This is a genomic window from Pseudomonas sp. CFBP 8772, from assembly GCF_014841665.1.
Lineage (GTDB): Bacteria > Pseudomonadota > Gammaproteobacteria > Pseudomonadales > Pseudomonadaceae > Aquipseudomonas > Aquipseudomonas graminis_B.
This window is the reverse complement of the sequence record NZ_JACYUI010000022.1, coordinates 1-19,217: the sequence shown is the minus strand read 5'-3', so window position 1 is coordinate 19,217 and position 19,217 is coordinate 1. Positions and strand designations below refer to the sequence as shown.

The window sequence follows — 19,217 nt, the reverse complement described above, 5'->3', positions numbered from 1 at the left end:
CCCATGAGCCAGACGGCGACCATTCTGGTGATCGATGACGAGCCGCAGATCCGCAAATTCCTGCGCATCAGCCTCGCGTCACAAGGCTACAAAGTGCTGGAAGCCGGGACCGGCAACGACGGCCTGACCCAGGCCGCACTTAATAAACCTGACTTGCTGGTGCTCGACCTGGGCCTGCCGGACATGGACGGGCAGGATGTGCTCAGCCAGTTTCGCGAATGGTCGGCGGTGCCGGTGCTGGTGCTGTCGGTGCGTGCCAGCGAGGGCGAGAAAGTTCGCGCGCTGGACGCCGGTGCCAACGATTACGTGACCAAGCCATTCGGCATTCAGGAGTTCCTGGCGCGGATTCGCTCACTGCTGCGCCAGGCGCCGGACGGCGGCCAAGTGGAGTCGGCGGTGCTCATTGGCCCGCTGAACATTGACCTGGCCTATCGGCGGGTGTCCCTGGGCGATGTGGAAGTCGCCCTGACCCGCAAGGAATACGCGGTGCTGGCGCAACTGGCGCGGCATCCCGGTCGGGTCATTACCCAACAGCAACTGCTTAAGGACATCTGGGGCCCGACCCATGTCGAAGACACCCATTACCTGCGCATCGTGGTGGGGCACCTGCGCCAGAAACTCGGCGACGACCCCGCCGCGCCACAGTACATCGTCACCGAGGCGGGGGTTGGGTATCGGTTGGTGAATGGGTGAAGCATCGTTTTCCCCCGATCGGCCGCGTACACCTGCGGGATTGACTGTGAACTCGACTGTGGAACCGGCTTTAGCCGGGAAACCGTTGGTGATCAAACCACATGATTGATGGTGGTCATGGGGGCCTCTTCCCGGCTGAAGCCGGTCCTACTCAGGTATTGCGTCCAGTCTGCGAGTGGCGTTGACCTCGACCGTAGGACCGGCTTTAGCCGGGAAAGCGTTGGAGGTCACACCGCGTGATTGATGGTGGTCATGCGGGCCTCTTCCCGGCTGAAGCCGGTCCTACTAAAGCATCGCGTACACCTGCGGGACTGGCATTGACCTCGACTGTAGGACCGGCTTTAGCCGGGAAAGCGTCGGTGGTCAAACCGCGTGATTAATGGCGTTCATGGGAGCCTCTTCCCGGCTGAAGCCGGTCCTACTAAAGCATCGCGCACACCTGCGGGACTTGCATTGACCTCGACCGTGGGGCCGGCTTTAGCCGGGAAAGCGTCGGTGGTCAAACCGCGTGATTAATGGCGTTCATGCGGGCCTCTTCCCGGCTGAAGCCGGTCCTACTAAAGCATCGCGTACACCTGCGGGACTGGCATTGACCTCGACTGTAGGACCGGCTTTAGCCGGGAAAGCGTCGGTGGTCACACCGCGTGATTGATGGTTGTCATGCGGGCCTCTTCCCGGCTGAAGCCGGTCCCACTAAAGCATCGCGTACACCTGCGGGACTGGCATTGACCTCGACTGTAGGACCGGCTTTAGCCGGGAAAGCGTTGGAGGTCACAGCGCATGATTGATGATGGTCATGCGGGCCTCTTCCCGGCTGAAGCCGGTCCTACTAAAGCATCGCGTGCACCTGAGGAACTGGCGGTGACCTCGACTGTGGGGCCGGCTTTAGCCGGGAAAGCGTCGGAAGCCACGCCTTTAATGCTCCTGCTCATACCGATCCAGCGTTTCTCTGGCGATCTGCCGCCCGAGCGCGATCAGCTCCGGGGCTTTGTAGAATTCGAAGAACCGGCACACGCGTTTCGGCACGTTGATCAGGATGTCGGGCGGGTAGCCGGCGATTTTGTATTGCGCCAGGGACGTCTGCATCACCTCGAAGCTCTGGTTGATCAAATCCAGCAGCGAGGCGGGGCCGACGTTGTCGATGATGATCGAGCCGCTGGCCGATCTCGGCGCCCCGGCCTGGGTGGGCGCGGCGGAGGGTTGCTGGCCTTGGGGGTCGGCGGATTCGATGTCGGCCATCAGCCACGGATTGCCCGTCAGCACGGCGGCACTGGGTTTCAGCCGTTGCTGCGCCAGACGCAAACCATCCTCGCCGGTCAGGTCCAGCCTGCGGCGGAACGGCAGGTGCGAGCCGATGGACGTCATCAGGCCGTCGAAACGCTTCTTCACCGCCGGCGGGCGCTCGATCACCGGCAACGTGTAATGCTTCTGGGTCGTGGAGTTGAGGTTGACCGCGACGATCAAATCGCAATGGCTCGACACCACCGGCACAATCGGCAACGGGTTCAGCAGGCCGCCATCGACCAGCGTGCGATTGCCCTGGACCACCGGGGTGAACAGGCTGGGGATCGCCGCCGAGGCGCGCATTGCCGAATGCAGGTTGCCTTCCTGAAACCAGATCTCCTGCTGGTTGGTGAGGTCGGTGGCCACGGCGGTGTAGGGGATGGGCAGGTCCTCGATGTTGATCTCGCCGACGATGTCGCGAATCTTGCCGAACACCTTCTCGCCGCGAATCGCCCCCAGCCGGAAACTCACGTCCACCAGCCGTAACACGTCCAGGTAATCCAGGCTTTCGATCCACGCCTTGTACTCGGGGAGCTTGCCTGCCGCGTAGATCCCGCCGATCACCGCGCCCATGGAACAGCCGGCGATGCAGGCGATGTCATAGCCGCGGTGTTCGAGCTCTTCGATGACACCGATGTGCGCATAACCCCGTGCGCCCCCGGAGCCCAGAACCAGCGCGATGCGTTTATTCATGTGCGGTTTCCCACTGTCAGCGTTCAGGCGGCGCGCAAGGCGGCCGATTCATCACACACCAGCGTAACGCCAACCGCGCGAAACGGGTATTGTGCATCGCCCCGGCGTGGCACTTTTGCATCGCCGCACCGTCAAAGCCGCATCGTCGATTTCCTTAGTTGAGGTAACACCCATGAAAGCCTGGATCTGCCTGCCCCTGTTGGCGTTGGTTCTCACCGGTTGCGCCGGCAAAACGGCCTACCGCGACAGCTGCGCCACTAACCTAGACGCGGCCTGGCACGAGCTGGATCTGGCCAAGGCCGAAGGGTTCGCCGGCACGGTCAGCTACTCCAAGGCCCTGTCGCTGCTGACCGGCGCCAAGACCCAGCAGCAGTTCGAAGCCTTCGAAGGTTGCTCCGAGAAAGCCGAGAAAGCCCGTTTCTACATCCGTGAGTCCCGCGCGGGTCGCTGAGATCGTTCCAAAGTCCGCAGCCATCAAGCGGTCTCCCTGAAGGAGTGAGCTTGCTCGCGAAGCCTGCTGTCAGTCGCCATCTAGCTGGCTGAGATAACGCGGATCGCGAGCAAGCTCACTCCTACAGTCCTGTTTCGCTCCACCCTGATGAATCCCTCCCTCCCGCTCTAGCGAAAACGCCTACGCTGACCTTACAGTGGCTGCACGTCTGGCATCGTTTGCAGTCCTATTAGCCATGAGCAGTCGCCTGGGGAGGCCTTCCGATGGGCAGAAAACTGGATGCGTGTCTCAACGCGATCAATGAAGTGGTGCTGGGCAAGGAACCGCAGGTCCGCCTGGCGCTGACCTGCCTGCTGGGCGGCGGGCACTTGTTGATCGAAGACTTGCCCGGCATGGGCAAAACCACCCTCAGCCACACCCTCGCGCGGGTGCTCGGCCTGAGCTATCAACGCATTCAATTCACCTCCGATCTGCTGCCGGGCGACATCCTTGGCACGTCGGTTTTTGATCGCGACACCGGGCAATTCACCTTTCACCCCGGGCCAATCTTCGCCGAGCTGGTGCTGGCCGACGAAATCAACCGCGCGACGCCCAAAAGCCAGAGCGCGCTGCTCGAAGCCATGGAAGAGGGCCAGGTCACCATCGAGGGCGCGACCCGTTTGCTGCCCGATCCGTTTTTTGTCATCGCCACCCAGAACCCGTTCAGCCAGGGCGGCACCTTCGCCCTGCCGGAATCGCAACTGGACCGCTTCCTCATGCGCCTGTCCCTGGGCTATCCCGCGCGGTCGGCGGAGAAGGCCCTGCTGCTGGGCGAGTCCCGTCGCGATCTGCTGCCGCGCATCGAGCCATTGCTGGACCACGCTGAGCTCGCGTTGCTTCAGCAGCAGGCGCGGCAGGTGCGGGCCAGCGACGCCTTGGTCGATTATGTGCTGCGGCTGGTCGATGCCACGCGCAGCCAGCCGCAATTTGCCTACGGCCTGTCACCCCGCGCGAGCCTGGCGATTCTCTCGGCGGCGCGGGCCTGGGCGCTGCTCGCCGGGCGCGATTACGTGATTCCCGAAGACGTGCAGGCGATTCTGCCTGCCGTCATCAGCCACCGCCTGCGCGAGCGCACTGACCCGACCGGGCACGGCGGCGGCGCGCTGGTCCAGTGGCTACTGCGCGAGGTGCCGGTGCTGTGATCGAACGCTTCAAACCGGTCTGGCAGCGCTGGGTGGGGCGTCGAATCCCCCCGGCGTCGCGGGTCGAACTGGATCACCGCCGAATCTTCATCCTGCCGACCCGGGTCGGCGGCACTTACGCGCTCATTCTATTTCTGCTGTTGCTGGTGTCGATCAACTACCAGAACAGCCTCGCCTACGGCCTGACATTCCTGATGCTGTCAGTGGGCGTGCTCGCCATTCTGCACACCTACCGCAACATCAGCGGACTGGTGCTGAGCGGCGGTCATGCGCGTTCGGTATTCGTCGGCGAACCGGTGCAACTGCGCCTTCGTCTGGAAAGCACCGGCCATGGACATCAGGCGATTGCCCTGGGTTGGGACAGCGAACAACTGGAGCAGACCGACGTCGAGGCCGAGCGCCTGGTCGAAGTCGGCCTGACCCTGCCGGCGCTCAAGCGCGGCTGGATGCGGGCCCCGCGTTTGCGTGTGGAGAGTGTGTTTCCGCTGGGGATTTTTCGCGCCTGGAGCTGGCTGGACCTGGAACAGACCGTGCTGATCTACCCGCAACCAGTGGTCGGAACCATGCCGCTGCTGCAAGGCGTGCAACCCCATGCCGAGGAGGACGGCCACGCGACGACGGGCCCCGGCGTCGATGACTATCAGGGCCTGCGCCTGTGGCAGCCGGGCGACTCGATGCGGCGCATGCACTGGAAAGCCTGGTCGCGGGGGCAGGGGCTCATGGTCAAGGAGTTCAGCGACCTCAGCGGTCACGACCTGTGTCTGGACTTCATGGCCTTGGGCGGTGACATCGAGGAGCGGCTGTCGCGCCTGTGCTACTGGGTGCTGGAATTGTCCCAGCGTCAGCAACCCTTCGCGCTGCGCCTGCCCGGTTTCATCTCGGCCGTGGACAGCGGCGACGCCCACCGCGAAGCCTGTTTGCGCCAGTTGGCGCTGTACGGGGTGCGGGCATGACGGGGCCGATAAAGAGTGCTGCGCGATGACGTCCTCAAGCCTGGCGAAACCGATTCCGCGGGTCAGCCTCAACTGGTTGCTGATCGCTCAGGCGCTGGTGATCGTGCCATTCGCCTTGCATGTGCCGGTGGCGTTGATCGTGTTGTGGCTGGTCTGCTCGTTCTGGCGCATCCAGATCTTCCGCATGCGCGTGCGTATGCCCGGCACCTGGATCAAGTCGGGACTGCTGGTCGGCACCGCCGGGGGCATTTACCTGGCGCGGGGCAGCTTGATCGGCCTGGATGCGGGGGCGGCGCTGCTGATCGCCGCGTTCATTCTGAAGATGCTGGAAATGCAGAATCGGCGTGATGCGCTGGTGTTGATCTTCCTCGGCTTCTTCTGCATCGCGGTCGGTTACCTGTTCGAAGACTCGCTGCTCTGGGGCCTGTTTACCCTGCTGCCGATCACCACGCTGCTGGCGGCGTTGATCGGCCTGCAACAGTCCGGCATTTCCGGGAAGCCTGCCGCCACGCTCAGGCTGTCGGCCAAATTGCTGCTGCAGGCCGTGCCGCTGATGATCCTGCTGTTTCTGTTCTTTCCCCGTCTCGATCCGCTGTGGTCGCTGCCGCAACCGAGCAACAAGGCGCTGACCGGGCTGTCCGACAGCATGGCGCCGGGGGACATCGCCGAGCTGAGCAAGTCCGCCGAGCTGGTGTTTCGCGCAAGTTTTGACGGCCCGCTGCCGCCGCGCAATCAGCTGTACTGGCGCGCGCTGACCCTGGAGCAGTTCGACGGCAGACGCTGGTCGCAGTCCTCGCGGGCGCAAGTGCCGGACGCGCCGCTGTGGCGCCGGGAAGGCGAGCGGGTCAGCTACAGCGTGGTACTGGAGCCGACCGGCAAACCGTGGCTGATGACCCTCGACGTGGGCCAGACCGATCTGGCCGGCGTGCGCCAGATGAGCGATTTCCGCTGGCAGCGGCGGCGACCGGTCGAGCAATCGATGCTCTACAACGCCGAATCCTGGCCTGACGCGGTGCGCGAGACCGTGCTTAGCGACGGCGCCCGCGTGCAGGCCCTGCAACTGCCGGCCAAAGGCAATCCCCAAGTGCGCGAGTGGGCAGCGGACCTGCATCGGCGCCATCCCGGCACCGACGCCGTGGTGGACGCGCTGCTGTCGTACTTCACCTCGCAGCCGTTCCGCTACACCCTCAAGCCCCCCGCGCTGGGCGCCAACAGCATCGATGACTTTCTGTTCGGCAGCCGCGCCGGTTTCTGCGCCCATTACGCCGGGGCCATGACTTTCGCGTTGCGCGCGGCAGGCGTGCCGGCGCGGGTGGTCGCTGGTTATCAGGGCGGCGAGTTGAACCCGGACGGCAACTACCTGACCGTGCGCCAGTTCGACGCCCACGCCTGGGTCGAATACTGGCAACCGAACGTGGGCTGGCGCAGCGTTGATCCCACCGCAGCGGTGGCGCCTGCCCGGGTCGAGCAGGGGCTTGAACAGGCGCTGGCGGCGGACGAAGACTTTCTCGGCGATTCGCCAATGTCCCCGCTGCGCTATCGGCACCTGGCCTGGGTCAATTCGATTCGCATGGGCTGGGACAACCTCAATTACGGCTGGCAACGCTGGGTGCTGGGCTATCAGGGGCAGCAGCAACTGCAAGTGCTCGGCCGCTGGTTTTCGGGGTTTCAGGCACCGGTGTTCGCCGGCGGTGCGGCGGTTATTCTCGGGCTGCTGGCGCTGTGGCTGTTCAAGCCGTGGCGGCGCGAAAGCGATTCGCAGCTGCGCCTGTTCAACCATTTCGAACGTCTGCTCGCCCGGCAGGGTCTTAAGCGTCAGCCGGGTGAGGGTGCTCAGGCCTTCTCCCAACGTGCTGCCGCGCAACTGCCGGCGCACGCCGGGGCGATCAGGGATTTTGTCGACGAATTCGAAGCCCAGCGCTATGCCGGGGCGGACGGCTCGGTCGGTACCCTGCGCCAGCACCTGAAATCCCTGCGCCGCAGCCTGCCGTGGCGTTTGTCCGCTGTGAGGGACAAGCGGCCGTAAGTCATCAGACATTCATCTTCAACCAAGGAGTGTTTCATGTCAGCGATGGTCGATCACCTGGTCGCCGAGATTATCGGCCTTAACATCAAACTGCTTGCCTGCCACGCGCGGCTGGAAGTCTCCACCGACAGCGAAGCGCTGCACGACCTGCGCACCAACGTCCGCCGCCTGCGCAGTGTCTTGCGCCCGCTGCGCGGTCTGCCAGGGCTGGATCAAGTGGAAGCGGCGGCGAAGGAGGTCGGTGCGCTGACCACGCCCTTGCGGGACATGCAGGTACTGGCGGCGTTCCTCGAGGAACAGGGTCTGCCCCAGGCCGCGGCCAAGCGCGATCAATACCTGAAAACCGCGTGCCCGAAAGTGGCCAGTTCGGCGGAGCTCAATCGGCTGTTCGGCGTGCTGGACCAATTGCCAGCCCTGCTGCGCACCCAGGAACGCCACGGCCTGCTCGATAAATTGCGCCAGCGCATCGAAAAGCGCCTGGACAAACAGTGGAAGCAACTGCGCGAAGCCATGGGCGACCCTGCCCACGACCGCCATCGCCTGCGGCTGTTGATCAAGCGTGTGCGTTACGCCGGTGAGGCTTACCCTGAACTCAGTCATCAGCCGAAGAACATGGAGCGCCGGTTGAAAGCGGCCCAGGGCGCCCTGGGCGACTGGCACGATCACCTGCAATGGCTGGAGCAGGCGCGGCATCAGGCCGATCTTTCACCTTGCGTGGCCGGGTGGGAATTGGGCATTCATCGTGCCGAGCAAAAGTCTGACCAGGTGCTGGAACGCTTGTACAAGGCTTGCTTTGGTAAGCATTCCTCGCGTTAAGGGCCCTCGCGCAGGATTGTCCAGCGCAGCCTTTTAACCGTCTCGTCCGCAGGATTGGCGTTTATAAACCCTGTCCTGCGGCAGCTGCCTCGCTACCATTTGCACATCCCGCCTGCCACCCTGGAACGTCCATGAAATTCTCCGAGCTGCTCGACGCCGTCCGCACCCGTCCCGAATCCGTCAGCATCCCCGCCTCATGGGCCCAAGGGCGTGCCTGCTTCGGCGGGCTGATGGCCGCGTTGATGTATGAAGCGATGCGCGCGAAGGTCTCTGCCGAGCGGCCGGTGCGGTCGCTGGCGATCTGTTTTGTGGCCCCGCCGGCCATCGACACGCCGATCTCGTTTGACGTGGAGATCCTCCGCGAGGGCAAGGCCGTTAGCCAGGTGGTGGGGCGGGCGATGCAGAACGGCGAGGTCATGACCCTGATTCAGGGCAGCTTCGGCGCCCCACGCGAGTCGATGATTTCGGTGCAGGCCGAGCCAGCGCCGGTGTTCACACCGGTGGACGAGATCCAGCCGTTTCCGTTTGTGTCAGGGGTGATGCCGGAATACCTGCGCTTTATTGACCTGCGCTGGGCGCTGGGTGGCCTGCCTTTTTCCAATACGCCGTCCGGTGCGATTGGCGGTTACGCGCGATTGCGTGATGTGGAAGAGGAAACCTTGACCGAAGCGCACCTGCTGGCACTGGTCGACACCTGGCCGCCTGCGGTGCTGCCGCACCTGAACAAGCCGGCACCGGGGAGTTCGTTGACGTGGACAATCGAGTTTGTACAGCCGTTGCCCGCCATGACCACCCATGACTGGACGCAGTACCGAGCGGTGATCGAGCATGCCCGCGATGGCTACGGTCATACCGCGGCGGCGTTGTGGACGCCGAAAGGGGAGTTGGTGGCGATCAGTCGCCAAACGGTGACGGTTTTCGGCTGATCAGTCGTGCATGCCGCGAGTTTAGTGACANCCTCGGGCTTTGATGGCTTGGGCAGCGACCAGACCCAGCACGCCGATGGCGGCGGAGGTCAGGCTGCCGTTGAACGCGCCGTCGAGCAGCAACAGCCCGGAGACGATGGCCAGCGGAAACGCCAGGGACGACAGCACGACATGGGACGGCAGGCCTTCCTTGCGCGATGGGTGAAAGAATTCGCCGATGTGAAGATCCGTAATGAACTTGGGCATGACGCTTACCTCGGTGAAACATTAACAAGAAGTGTTTTCGATTGAGGTGAGAATAGGCCCGGAGTTTTACTTCGGCGAATCGAGGATTGCTATCAGCCTGATAGGCAGCATGCCTCTGAGTAATCGCAGCCGCGCGAGGCAATCAGCCCTGTAATTTCAGCTGTCCGATGGCGGTGTTCAAGGCGCCCGCCAGTGTCGCCAGCTCATCGCTGGTGCCGGCCGAGTCCACGGTCTGCCGGACGGTGCGCTCGGTCACGTCGCGGATGCTCACGACGGCGCGGTTCATTTCTTCGGCCACCTGGCTCTGTTGTTGCGCGGCCACCGCAATCTGAGTGTTGCTCTCGCGCATCTGCGCCACCGCTTCAGTGATCGCCGTCAGCGCCTGACCAGCTTCCCGCGCGCGCTGCACGCAGTCGTCGGCCTTGTGCGAGCTCTCCTGCATGAAATCCACCGCATCGCGGGTGCCCGCCTGCAGGGTGCAGACCATGGTGGTGATCTCGTCGGTGGACGTCTGCACCCGACGCGCCAGATGCCGCACCTCGTCGGCCACCACCGCGAAGCCGCGTCCCATCTCGCCAGCGCGGGCCGCTTCGATGGCGGCGTTGAGGGCGAGCAGATTGGTCTGTTCGGCGATGCTGTGAATCACGTTCACCACACCATTGATTTTCTGACTGTCCTCGGCCAGCCGCTGGATCATCCCGGCCGTCTGTTGCACCCCGCTGGACAGTCCGGCGATGGACGTCTCTACGCGATCAACCACGGCTTTGCCGGTGCCCGCGAGCTTATCAGCGTTCCGGGATTGATCACGGGTGGCGCCGGCGTGTTGAGCGATGTGGTGGACGGTGGCGGTCATTTCATTGATGGCCGTTGCCACTTGGTCGGTCTCGCTCTGCTGGCCGAGCATGCCCTGGCGCACCTCGCTCATGCCCGACGCCAGTTGGCCCGCGCCTGCATCCAGGCGGGCGGCGGAGTGGGCCACGGTGGTGACGATGCGTTGATAACCGGCCTGCATGGCGTTGAAGGCCTTGGCCATCTGCCCGACTTCATCTTCACCGGCGAGTGGCACGCGCGCCGAGAGGTCGCCGCTGCGTTCAACATGCAGCATTACGTCTTTGAGGGTGTTGAGGTGGGTCAGCAGAAAGCGGATCAGCAGTTGCGACGCGCCGAGCATGGCGAGCATCAGAATGAACACCGCGACCGCGTACTGGACAAAGCGCTCGCCCACCAGTTGCAGCAGGTGTGGCGCAGCGGCGAGCACAGCGATGCGTTGATCACCGCGCTGGATGACATAGGCGCCGATCAGAGGCGTACCGTCTGTGTCGGCCTTCAGGTCGGCCCAGCCGGTGACCGTGCTCAGGGAGGGCAGGGGCTGACCGTTGAACATCGGCACCTGTCCCGCTGGATACGTCAAACGGTGGGCCGCCGCTGGCAGTGGTTGCCCGGCGGGCCAGGCGCTCAACAACTGCGCTTCGGCCTGCACGGCGGCCCTGGCGTCGTTGGCGCGGGTTTGTTGTTCCAGCTGCAGGGCGTAAAGCACCAGCAACAGCGTGGTGAAAAACGCAACGGCGTTGACCGCCCAGAACTTGTATTTCAGCGAAACATTGCTCAGCCAGCGGGCCATGGTGGAAGTCTTCTGTGGGTGCACGAGATAAGGCAAGGTGCCATCATTTTGTGCTCTTTGAAGACGCGAAGCGTTGATCTGGGTCAATGGGTGTTTATGGGATGACTCGTCAGACGGCGCGCCTGCAACTTCGGCCTGCGAAACATGCCGGCGCCTGTTTCGACTGTTACGACGCTTGAGTGGCAGCTTCCACCACCGGCAACGCAAAAAACGCCCGTGCGCAATCAGTGGTGTGGGCCGCGACATCCTCCGGGCTCTCGCCTCGATGCAGCGCCACTTCGCGAAGAACCTCGGGCAGATAGGCCGGTTCGTTGCGGCCGTTCTTCGGCTTGGGGCGCAAGGTGCGGGGCAGCAGGTAGGGCGCGTCGCTTTCCAGCATCAGGCGGCCGCGCGGAATTTCGCGGACCAGCGGGTGCAAGTGCGTGCCCCTGCGTTCGTCGCAGATCCAGCCGGTGATGCCGATGTGCAGATCCAGGTCCAGATAGTTGAACAGCGCGCGTTTTTCCCCGGTGAAGCAATGCACCACCGCCGCCGGGAGCTGGTCGCGGTAGTCCCGCAAAATGGCGAGCAGGCGCTCGTCGGCGTCGCGCTCATGGAGAAACACCGGCAGCTGCAACTCGACAGCCAATGCCAGATGCGCTTCCAGGACTTTTTCCTGCTGCGGGCGAGGGGAGAAGTCGCGATTGAAATCCAGCCCGCATTCACCCACGGCGCAGACCGTCTTTTCACGCAACAGGGCCCTGAGCTGGTTTTCGGTTTCGCCCGTCCAGGCGCTTGCCGAGTGCGGATGAATGCCGGCAGTGCTGAACAATCGCTCGGCGCTTTCATCAAGCTGGCGCGACAACACAAGGGCGTTTTCGCTGCCCTCGACGTCGGTGCCGGTGAGGATCAACTGACCGACGCCGGCGGCGTACGCGCGCTCCACCACCTCGCGTTCGCGGGCGGCGAAGCTGGGGTTGGTCAAGTTGACGCCAATGTCTATTAGTTGCATGGTGCTACCTCAGGCCAGAGGCCGAGAAGAATAACAGAGCGATTGAAGCGATAAAAAACAAGCAGGCTCAACTGCTTGGAATACCCGAAGCCTGTGATCCCGTTTTGTTGACGCACGCCGCGATGCACGCCGCGAGCCGGTCAGCTGCGCGACGCAGACTTCAAGCCCGTCTTTTTCGGCCTTTCGTCGGAGCGTCAATGATCCGAGCGTCCCTGTTTTCCCTGATGTGCGTCATGGCCGTGCCCGGCCATGCGTCGCCGCGACCCGCCGGCCCGCCCGTGGTGATCAAGAAGAATCAGGTGCGCGACCTGCCGGCAATCCGCAGCGGCAAAGTCCTGCGGGTGCTGGTCAATCAGAGCCGTAACAGCTCCGCTGAAGTTCAGGGTGAGCCCGTGGGCGTCGAGTGCCGTCGCTTGCAGGCGTTCGAAACCTACCTCAACAGCCATGCCCGCGACGGTCAGAAAATCTCCCTCAAACTCATTCCCAAAGCCAAGGACCAATTGCTTGCCGCGCTCCAGCGGGGCGAAGGTGACATGGTTGCGCCGGGCGAACTGCTCGACGCCAGCGCCGCGCATTACGTTGACGCGTCTGAACCGGTGGTGGCCCAGGTGCCGCTGGTGGTGGTCGGCGTCAAGGGTGAGCGGGGCTTCAGGCATCCCGAACAGCTTTCGGGCCGCACACTGATGCTGACCAGCGGCAGCGCCGCCGATGAAGCCATTCTTCAGCTCAACCAGAAACTGGCCCTGCGCAAGTTGCCGCCGGTGAAGATCGAGTGGGTCGACCCGAGCCTGGCGGTGGAAGACGTGCTGGAAATGGTCCAGGCCGGGGTTTATCACCTGACCGTGGTCGAGCAACCGATCGCCGAGCGCTGGGCCAAAGTGATGCCGAAGCTGCGCATCGACCGCGCTGCGGCCTTGAGCGATCCGGGCGACATGAACTGGTTTGTGCGCAAGGACGCGGTGGTGTTGCGCGGCGCCGTTGACCGTTTCCTGCAAACCTACGAACCGCCGCGCAATCAGGACGCCGCCTTCCAGACCGCCTACAAGGACCGCTACCAGATCCACAATCCGCTGGCCCGCGAAGACCGTCAGCGCCTGGAAAAACTCCGCCCCACGCTGCAACTGCATGCCGACAAACAGAAGATGGACTGGCTGGACCTCGCCGCCGTGGCGTTCAAGGAATCTTCCCTCAACCCGGTTGCCAAGGGCGGCAGCGGCGCCACGGGCCTGCTGCAGATTACGCCGTCGGCCGCCCAGCGCGTCGGCGTCGACAATATTCATGACCTCGACGGCAACGTGCAGGCGGCGAGCAAATACATGGCGCTGCTGCGGCGCAAGTTTTTCGCCAGCCCGAAAATCAACGAGCGCGAGCGCATGGCCTTCACCCTGGCCGCCTACAACCTCGGCCCGGAGCGGGTGCAGGCCATGCGCGCGGAAGCGAAGCGCCAGGGGCTTAACCCGAACCAGTGGTTTTTTCAGGTCGAGCGCGTGGCGATGGAGCAGGGCGGCAAGAACGTCGTGAGTTACGTTAACAGCGTCAACAAGTACTACCTCGCATTTGATCAGGCCCGCAGTTCACTGGAGCGTCCGGCGACGCGCTGAAAGATCTAATAGTTCGATAGGTATGGCGCGTATTTTGCGATTCTCATATTTATAGAACCGATTAATATGGCGCCATTCTCACATCACTCGGAATGCCCGCCATGAATGCTCAACTCAAATCAATCTTCAACACCCACGCCGGTTTCGGCATCACCGGTCTGCGGATCCTTATCGGCATCATCCTCATGGCCCACGGCAGCCAGAAGCTGTTCGGCCTGTTCGGCGGCTATGGCCTTGAAGGCACCGGCCAGTACATGGCGAGCCTGGGCCTGAACCCTGGCTACCTGATGGCGTTGATGTCCGGCAGCGCAGAATTCTTCGGGGGTCTGGCGCTGTTCCTTGGCCTGCTGGCACGGCCTGCGGCGTTGGTGGTGATCGTGATGCTGGTGGTGGCGATCCTCACGGTGCACATCCACAACGGCTTGTTCATGGCCAACAACGGTTACGAGTTCGGCCTGGCGTTGATTGCCGGCGCTGTGGCGGTGCTCTTCGAAGGCGCCGGTCGCCTGTCCCTGGATCGATTGATCGCACGTCGCTGATTCCCCGGCCAGCTTCCTGGCAACCCAATCCCGGCCTCTGGCGACGCCGGGATTTTTTTTGCGCTCGGTTCAGCCAACAAACGACAGGAGCCGCTGATTGACAATGCCCACGCCGCTTCTCTAGGATGCCGTTCATGCGCCGATTTAAACAGCTACTTGCGGGGCGCCGGGTGACGGTCATTCGTCATCGAAATTCCGCTAAAGCGCTGGTTCGGTGTTGCCTCTCACCGCTGCCCAGCGGACCAATGAGGCAGAGAAAACGACACTATGAGCAGTCACTCCCACCCGCGTCCCCTCGTTCGTCTGGCGCCCATCGCCAGCCAGTTCAATCGTCGCAATCCGCAAATCCTTCTGGGCGGTGCCCATCAGCCGACGCTGCTGCGTTACCTCGACGGCTGGCCGCGTCGCCAGGGCGGCCCCCACGCTTTCCTCATTCAATTCATCGAAACCCACGACGCCCTCGAGCGCTTCAGCAACGATCAGTTTGATCTGGCGGTCATCCAGGCGCCCACGGCCGAGCGCGCGGAGGCGGTGATTCACCAGCTGATCCGCGTCGCCCGCCAGGGGCTGATCACCCGCTGCTGATCACCCGACGCTGGCGGCTCGCCGCTTGGGCTGCAGCGGCAGATCGGGATGGCGCACAGTGAAGCGGGCACGCACACCATTGGCGTGACGGCACTGAGCGATCAGGGCGCTGCGCAGGGTCCAGTCGGTGTTAATGATGTAGAAATTCTGAATGAAGCTGTTCTCGTCCGTCGATTCGAACCACTGATCGATCTTTCGGCTCAGGTCACTGGGTGCGTGCAGCGGCAGCGAATACTTGGCGCACTGGATGGCGGTCAGGCTGAACTCGGGTTTGTACTCCACCGCGACTTCGTTGATGAACGCCTTCAGGGTGTTGGTGTTGAACAGGTTCGCCCCGGGCCAGCGTTGCTTGACCCCGGGCCACAGCAGCTCGTCACCCGAACTCCGGTTGTAGGCCAGCACCACGTTCTTGCCCGGGTGATCGTTCCAGATGTCTTCCAGGGTGAGTTGGCGCAGGGTGCGCGGCACTGTCCTTGTGCCCAGGGTTGAGGTGAGCAGGCCCTGAAATTCCCGATGGGTCAGTTCGGTGAAATCCTTGAACTGGTGGAAATCCAGCACAACGATTTCACGCGCCGGGGAGCCGTTCTGCTCCAGTTCTTCAAAAAAGCCCTGGACGCACGCCAGAATGTCCCCGGCGACCGTGCGCCCCGACGAGGTCAGGTGAAACAGCTGAAAACGCCGCGGGTCACCCGTTTCGTACTTTGAATAAAACGCCACGCGCAAATCCAGCGCGCGCACCCCCTGGCGCAGTTGTTCCAGGGGCGCGACGTCCTGGGCCATCTCCTGGGGTACGGCGAAGTTGGGGGACAGCTTGTCACTGCCGGAATTGTGGGCGCCGGGCAGGATGAGTTGGTCGATGCGCAAGCGGCCGAGTTCAGCCGTTTGCGCCATCCAGTCGACATGGGGCGGGCGGGATGCAGCGGATGAGTTGAGGGGCATACAGTCATTCCTTGACGTGTGATGGAGCTCCGCGGGCGGAGTTGGGTGAGCGGTCATTCGCTCGGAAAGTCCTTTTCTGGAGTGTGGCCGTCGCGTCACCGACGTCAACCAAGGCAGTTCTTCAGGTCTGTTACCCGATGTGAACGGCGGCGTGTGCTTATCTGACTTTCAGGACCACGCGGCCGCGCACCGGGTGCCCGTCGAGGTGGTTGTGGGCCTTGCCGAACTGCTCGAACGGCCAGGTGCGGTGAATGTCCGGCTTGAGCAGGCCTTTGGCGGTCAGTTCGTTGATGGCGTCCAGTGCCCGTTGCAGTGCGGGGCCGTTCTGCTCGATGCCCAGCTCCGGCTTGCCGGTGAAATTTTCGAGGCAGTGCACGTGGAAGCGCATGTTCTTGCGAAACGCCTGCTGCGCCGGGAAGGGTGTCTTGTTGCCGCCGCGCAGGCCGTACAGCACCAGGTTGCCGCGGGGCGCCAACACGTCGCCGAGCATCGACATCTGCATGCCGCCCAGTCCGTCGAACACTGCTTCGATGCCGTGGCCGTGGGTCAGCGACTCGATGCGCAAGCAGATGTCGTCCTCGTCGGTGACGATCACCCGATGGGCGCCGTTCGCCAGCAGGTATACACGGTCCTCCGCGTGGGGCGTCGCGGCAATGACCCGCAGCCCCAACGCTTTGCCCAACTGCACGAAGGCAATTCCGGGGCTGTAGGTCGCGTCGGTGACCAGGACGGTCTGGCCGGGTTGCACGTTGGTCAGCTCGACGAAGGCAAACCAGGCCAGCAGCATCGGCGTGTAGTGAACGCTGGCTTGCACCGGTGTCAGTGCGTCCGGGTATCGGGTCAGCGCGTTGTGCGGCACCATCACGTGGTCGCCACACACCGGGTACTGGTTGGCGCTCATGGCTTTGAAGCTCGCCACTTTGTCGCCCACTTTGAGATCGTTCACGCCAGCGCCGACGGCTTCGACGACGCCGGCCATTTCGCTGCCCAGCCCCGCTGGCAGTTGCACCGGTGCCAGTGACAGGTTCTGCCGCCACAACACGTCGTCCCAGCTGATGCCGATGGCTTCTGCACGCACCAACACTTCCTGTGGGCCGGGGGACCGGTCAGGCAGCTCCTCGCAACAGAGCACATCGGCTTTGCCGAAGCGATGAAATTTGATGGCCCGTGACATTGTCGACCTCGATGCCTGTCGTTGAGTGTTGCAACGACTGTATCGATGGGGGCAACGGGGCACTATTTCTGTCGGTCGATAGCCGACATGCCCGCTATCAATTCGCGTTGAGAACGTCGCTGGCGTGAGCGCTTATTTGCCCCAGGCGCGCAACGCATGTTCGACGAACTGCCGCACCTTGGGCAGGCGGTAGCGGTCCTGGGGGTACATCAGCCACAGCGTGCGGCTGGGCGGCTGGTAATCCTGCAGCAACGGCACGAGCTTTCCGCTGGCCAGGTCCTCGCTGATAAGCACGTCAGGCAGCATCGACACGCCCATCCCGGCGAGCACGGCCTGGCGCAGCGCCGGCGTGCTGTTGACGATCATCGAGCCCGACACCGGCACTTCCATCACGCCGTCGGGGCCGGTCAGGCGCCACAGTTTTTCGGCGGCACGCCAGTCGTCACCGGCGGGGTAGGCGAACGCGAGACAGTCGTGATCACGCAGGTCGTCGGCGGTTTTCGGGGTACCCCGACGTTTTAAGTAGGCGGGGGCCGCGCAGATGGTCAGGGTGTAGTCCTGCAGTGGCCGGGCGATCAACGCCGATGATTCCGGGGTGCCGAGGCGGATGGCGGCGTCGAAGCCGTGCTCGATCAGGTCCATGGTCTGATTGCTGAGCACCACCTCGACCTTGATCTCGGGGTAGCGTTGAACGAAATCGCTGAGCAGCGGCGCCAGGCGTTCGGCGCCGAAGGCCGGCGGGGCGGTGACGCGCAAGGTGCCGCTGGGCTCGGTCTGGGCCTGTTCGGCCATGCGCTCGAAGTCGTTGACCAGCCCCAGCACTTCGACGCAACGCCGGTAGTATTCCAGGCCAAATTCAGTGAGGTTTTGCCGGCGCGTGGTGCGCTGCAAGAGGCTCACACCCAAGCGTTGCTCCAGGGCTTTGAGGTGGTTGCCGACCATGGTCGTCGACATTTCGCACTGGCGCGCGGCCGCGGTCATGCTGCCGCCTTCCACCACTTTGACGAACACCGTCATCGCCAGAAACACGTCCATTATCAAGCCCTGCTTTAAAGTCACTGAAGGATGGCGATCTTTATACATCAGAACGGGCTAACGATACTGGCCTCACTTACCCGTGATGGAGCCACCGACATGACCGCCGCCTGCCTGATGAACACCTACAAACCCATGCCCTTGAGCTTCATTCGTGGCGAAGGCGCGCGGCTGTGGGATGACAGCGGCCGTCAGTACCTGGACGCTGTCGCGGGTGTCGCCGTGACCAACGTCGGTCACAGCCATCCGCAGATTGTCGCGGCGATCAGCGAGCAGGCCGGGCTGCTCTTGCACACGTCCAACCATTACCGCATCGACTGGCAGCAGAAGCTGGCGCAGCGCCTGACCCGGCTGTCGGGGCTGGAGCAGGTGTTTTTCAACAATTCCGGCGCCGAGGCCAACGAGACCGCGCTCAAGCTGGCGCGTCTGTATGGCTGGGCCAAAGGTATCGAGCACCCGCTGGTGCTGGTGATGGACAACGCCTTTCACGGCCGCACCCTCGGCACGTTGTCGGCCAGTGACAACGGCGCCGCGCGGCTGGGTTATCAGCCGATGTCGGGGGCGTTCGTGAAGGTGGCGTTCGGCGACATCGTCGCGGTTAAACGAGCAACGCGGGTGTATGGCGAGCGCATCGTTGCGGTTCTGGTTGAGCCGATTCAGGGGGAGGGTGGCGTGGCGTTACCGCCGCCGGGGTATCTGAAGGCGCTGCGCGATCATTGCACGCAAAACGGCTGGCTGATGATGCTGGATGAGATTCAGACTGGCATGGGTCGGACGGGGCGTTGGTTTGCCTTTGAGCATGAGGGGATCGTGCCGGATGTGATGACGCTGGCGAAGGCGTTGGGCAATGGAATTCCCATTGGTGCGTGTCTGGCGACGGCGGCGGTGGCGCGGTTGTTCACGCCGGGCAGTCATGGCAGTACGTTTGGCGGTAATCCGTTGGCGTGCCGGGTGGGTTGTACGGTGTTGGATATCGTTGAGGGGGAGGGGCTTTTGCGTAATGCGGCGGTGCAGGGTGAGCGGTTGTTGGCGGGCTTGCGCGTTGCGCTGGCGGGGCACCCTGATGTGGCGCAGGTGCGGGGGATGGGGTTGATGATCGGGGTTGAGTTGACGCGGCCGATTCGGGATGTGTGTCTGGTGGCGGCGCGGGAGTATGGGGTGTTGATCAACGTGACGCGGGGGCAGACGATTCGGTTGTTGCCGCCGTTGGTGGTCGATGGGGATGAGGTGGACCGGATTGTGGCAGGCGTCGTGGGCGCCCTGAAAAGGGACTGATTTATTTACGGACTCTGAAAGGGGACTGATTTATTTACAGCGCTTCATCGTAAATTAATCTGTCCCCGGTTTTAGACCTGCGGCGGGGCTCATGAAGACCAAGGGCGTCAGCCTGGGGGCAGACTGTTTCGCCTTCGGCGAGTTACTTGGAAAAGCACCCCAAGTAACCAAGGGTGCTTGCTCCTGGT

Annotated in this window: 17 protein-coding genes; 11 read left to right on the top strand and 6 right to left on the bottom strand. The window is 63.3% G+C overall.

Translation table 11 applies throughout. The features are described 5' to 3' along the window. Window positions 1-3: 3 nt before the first annotated feature. Window positions 4-693, top strand: a complete 690-nt coding sequence (locus tag IFT99_RS25455; protein ID WP_192136007.1) for a response regulator — start codon at window positions 4-6, stop codon at window positions 691-693. A 915-nt stretch (window positions 694-1,608) separates the two neighbouring features. Here IFT99_RS25455 and IFT99_RS25450 read toward each other — a convergent pair. Continuing rightward, window positions 1,609-2,670 carry a patatin-like phospholipase family protein gene (locus tag IFT99_RS25450; RefSeq protein WP_192136005.1) on the bottom strand — a complete coding sequence of 354 codons (1,062 nt, stop codon included), beginning with the start codon at window positions 2,668-2,670 and terminating at the stop codon, window positions 1,609-1,611. 172 nt (window positions 2,671-2,842) lie between these two features. On the opposite strand from IFT99_RS25450, the gene IFT99_RS25445 reads away from it, so the two are divergent. From IFT99_RS25445 to IFT99_RS25420, 6 genes are all read left to right on the top strand, one after another. Then, window positions 2,843-3,121: a hypothetical protein gene (locus IFT99_RS25445; protein WP_062381160.1), complete on the top strand. Its 279-nt coding sequence runs from the start codon at window positions 2,843-2,845 to the stop codon at window positions 3,119-3,121. Between the two features lie 263 nt (window positions 3,122-3,384). After that, a complete protein-coding gene (locus IFT99_RS25440) occupies window positions 3,385-4,302 on the top strand; it encodes an AAA family ATPase (protein ID WP_192136003.1) in 918 nt (305 codons plus the stop codon). Then, window positions 4,272-5,255 carry a DUF58 domain-containing protein gene (locus tag IFT99_RS25435; protein ID WP_192136001.1) on the top strand — a complete coding sequence of 328 codons (984 nt, stop codon included), beginning with the start codon at window positions 4,272-4,274 and terminating at the stop codon, window positions 5,253-5,255. The genes IFT99_RS25440 and IFT99_RS25435 overlap by 31 nt, the downstream gene beginning before the upstream one ends. 25 nt (window positions 5,256-5,280) lie before the next feature. Next, window positions 5,281-7,281 (top strand): transglutaminase TgpA family protein, encoded by a 2,001-nt coding sequence (locus IFT99_RS25430; RefSeq protein ID WP_192135999.1) that lies wholly within the window; start codon window positions 5,281-5,283, stop codon window positions 7,279-7,281. 45 nt (window positions 7,282-7,326) lie between these two features. Next, a complete protein-coding gene (locus IFT99_RS25425) occupies window positions 7,327-8,097 on the top strand; it encodes a CHAD domain-containing protein (RefSeq protein WP_192136015.1) in 771 nt (256 codons plus the stop codon). Window positions 8,098-8,228: 131 nt separating this feature from the next. After that, window positions 8,229-9,023 (top strand): acyl-CoA thioesterase, encoded by a 795-nt coding sequence (locus tag IFT99_RS25420; protein WP_192135997.1) that lies wholly within the window; start codon window positions 8,229-8,231, stop codon window positions 9,021-9,023. A gap of 388 nt (window positions 9,024-9,411) precedes the next feature. Here the strand turns inward: IFT99_RS25420 and IFT99_RS25410 are convergent, their stop codons facing one another. Beyond that, window positions 9,412-10,890 (bottom strand): methyl-accepting chemotaxis protein, encoded by a 1,479-nt coding sequence (locus IFT99_RS25410; protein WP_192135993.1) that lies wholly within the window; start codon window positions 10,888-10,890, stop codon window positions 9,412-9,414. 166 nt (window positions 10,891-11,056) lie between these two features. Next, complete coding sequence (locus IFT99_RS25405) at window positions 11,057-11,881, bottom strand: TatD family hydrolase (RefSeq protein WP_192135991.1); 825 nt, start codon at window positions 11,879-11,881, stop codon at window positions 11,057-11,059. 197 nt (window positions 11,882-12,078) lie between these two features. Between IFT99_RS25405 and IFT99_RS25400 the strand changes: the two genes are divergently transcribed. The 3 genes from IFT99_RS25400 (at window position 12,079) to IFT99_RS25390 (ending at window position 14,606) form a co-directional block, all read left to right on the top strand. Then, window positions 12,079-13,482, top strand: a complete 1,404-nt coding sequence (locus IFT99_RS25400; RefSeq protein ID WP_192135989.1) for a transglycosylase SLT domain-containing protein — start codon at window positions 12,079-12,081, stop codon at window positions 13,480-13,482. Between the two features lie 101 nt (window positions 13,483-13,583). Further along, window positions 13,584-14,021, top strand: coding sequence for a DoxX family protein (locus IFT99_RS25395; RefSeq protein WP_065986328.1), 438 nt, complete (start codon window positions 13,584-13,586; stop codon window positions 14,019-14,021). A gap of 267 nt (window positions 14,022-14,288) precedes the next feature. Beyond that, window positions 14,289-14,606, top strand: coding sequence for a hypothetical protein (locus IFT99_RS25390; RefSeq protein ID WP_065986329.1), 318 nt, complete (start codon window positions 14,289-14,291; stop codon window positions 14,604-14,606). On the opposite strand, the gene IFT99_RS25385 is transcribed toward IFT99_RS25390, so the two are convergent. From IFT99_RS25385 to IFT99_RS25375, 3 genes are all read right to left on the bottom strand, one after another. After that, window positions 14,607-15,545, bottom strand: coding sequence for a hypothetical protein (locus tag IFT99_RS25385; RefSeq protein WP_192135981.1), 939 nt, complete (start codon window positions 15,543-15,545; stop codon window positions 14,607-14,609). It lies immediately after the preceding gene. Between the two features lie 157 nt (window positions 15,546-15,702). After that, complete coding sequence (locus IFT99_RS25380) at window positions 15,703-16,719, bottom strand: zinc-dependent alcohol dehydrogenase family protein (protein ID WP_192135979.1); 1,017 nt, start codon at window positions 16,717-16,719, stop codon at window positions 15,703-15,705. Window positions 16,720-16,851: 132 nt separating this feature from the next. Further along, complete coding sequence (locus IFT99_RS25375; RefSeq protein WP_192135977.1) at window positions 16,852-17,754, bottom strand: LysR family transcriptional regulator; 903 nt, start codon at window positions 17,752-17,754, stop codon at window positions 16,852-16,854. A gap of 99 nt (window positions 17,755-17,853) precedes the next feature. Between IFT99_RS25375 and IFT99_RS25370 the strand changes: the two genes are divergently transcribed. Beyond that, window positions 17,854-19,029 (top strand): aspartate aminotransferase family protein, encoded by a 1,176-nt coding sequence (locus tag IFT99_RS25370; protein WP_192135975.1) that lies wholly within the window; start codon window positions 17,854-17,856, stop codon window positions 19,027-19,029. Window positions 19,030-19,217: the final 188 nt, after the last annotated feature.

Excerpts from the sequence above, each read along its gene's own strand:
- IFT99_RS25390 (WP_065986329.1), top strand. The coding sequence starts at position 14,289 with ATGAGCAGTCACTCCCACCCGCGTCCCCTCGTTCGTCTGGCGCCCATC.
- IFT99_RS25410 (WP_192135993.1), bottom strand. The coding sequence starts at position 10,890 with ATGGCCCGCTGGCTGAGCAATGTTTCGCTGAAATACAAGTTCTGGGCG.
- IFT99_RS25395 (WP_065986328.1), top strand. The coding sequence starts at position 13,584 with ATGAATGCTCAACTCAAATCAATCTTCAACACCCACGCCGGTTTCGGC.
- IFT99_RS25445 (WP_062381160.1), top strand. The coding sequence starts at position 2,843 with ATGAAAGCCTGGATCTGCCTGCCCCTGTTGGCGTTGGTTCTCACCGGT.
- IFT99_RS25450 (WP_192136005.1), bottom strand. The coding sequence starts at position 2,670 with ATGAATAAACGCATCGCGCTGGTTCTGGGCTCCGGGGGCGCACGGGGT.
- IFT99_RS25370 (WP_192135975.1), top strand. The coding sequence starts at position 17,854 with ATGACCGCCGCCTGCCTGATGAACACCTACAAACCCATGCCCTTGAGC.
- IFT99_RS25400 (WP_192135989.1), top strand. The coding sequence starts at position 12,079 with ATGATCCGAGCGTCCCTGTTTTCCCTGATGTGCGTCATGGCCGTGCCC.
- IFT99_RS25385 (WP_192135981.1), bottom strand. The coding sequence starts at position 15,545 with ATGCCCCTCAACTCATCCGCTGCATCCCGCCCGCCCCATGTCGACTGG.
- IFT99_RS25430 (WP_192135999.1), top strand. The coding sequence starts at position 5,281 with ATGACGTCCTCAAGCCTGGCGAAACCGATTCCGCGGGTCAGCCTCAAC.
- IFT99_RS25455 (WP_192136007.1), top strand. The coding sequence starts at position 4 with ATGAGCCAGACGGCGACCATTCTGGTGATCGATGACGAGCCGCAGATC.
- IFT99_RS25440 (WP_192136003.1), top strand. The coding sequence starts at position 3,385 with ATGGGCAGAAAACTGGATGCGTGTCTCAACGCGATCAATGAAGTGGTG.
- IFT99_RS25380 (WP_192135979.1), bottom strand. The coding sequence starts at position 16,719 with ATGTCACGGGCCATCAAATTTCATCGCTTCGGCAAAGCCGATGTGCTC.
- IFT99_RS25405 (WP_192135991.1), bottom strand. The coding sequence starts at position 11,881 with ATGCAACTAATAGACATTGGCGTCAACTTGACCAACCCCAGCTTCGCC.
- IFT99_RS25425 (WP_192136015.1), top strand. The coding sequence starts at position 7,327 with ATGGTCGATCACCTGGTCGCCGAGATTATCGGCCTTAACATCAAACTG.
- IFT99_RS25420 (WP_192135997.1), top strand. The coding sequence starts at position 8,229 with ATGAAATTCTCCGAGCTGCTCGACGCCGTCCGCACCCGTCCCGAATCC.
- IFT99_RS25375 (WP_192135977.1), bottom strand. The coding sequence starts at position 17,754 with ATGGACGTGTTTCTGGCGATGACGGTGTTCGTCAAAGTGGTGGAAGGC.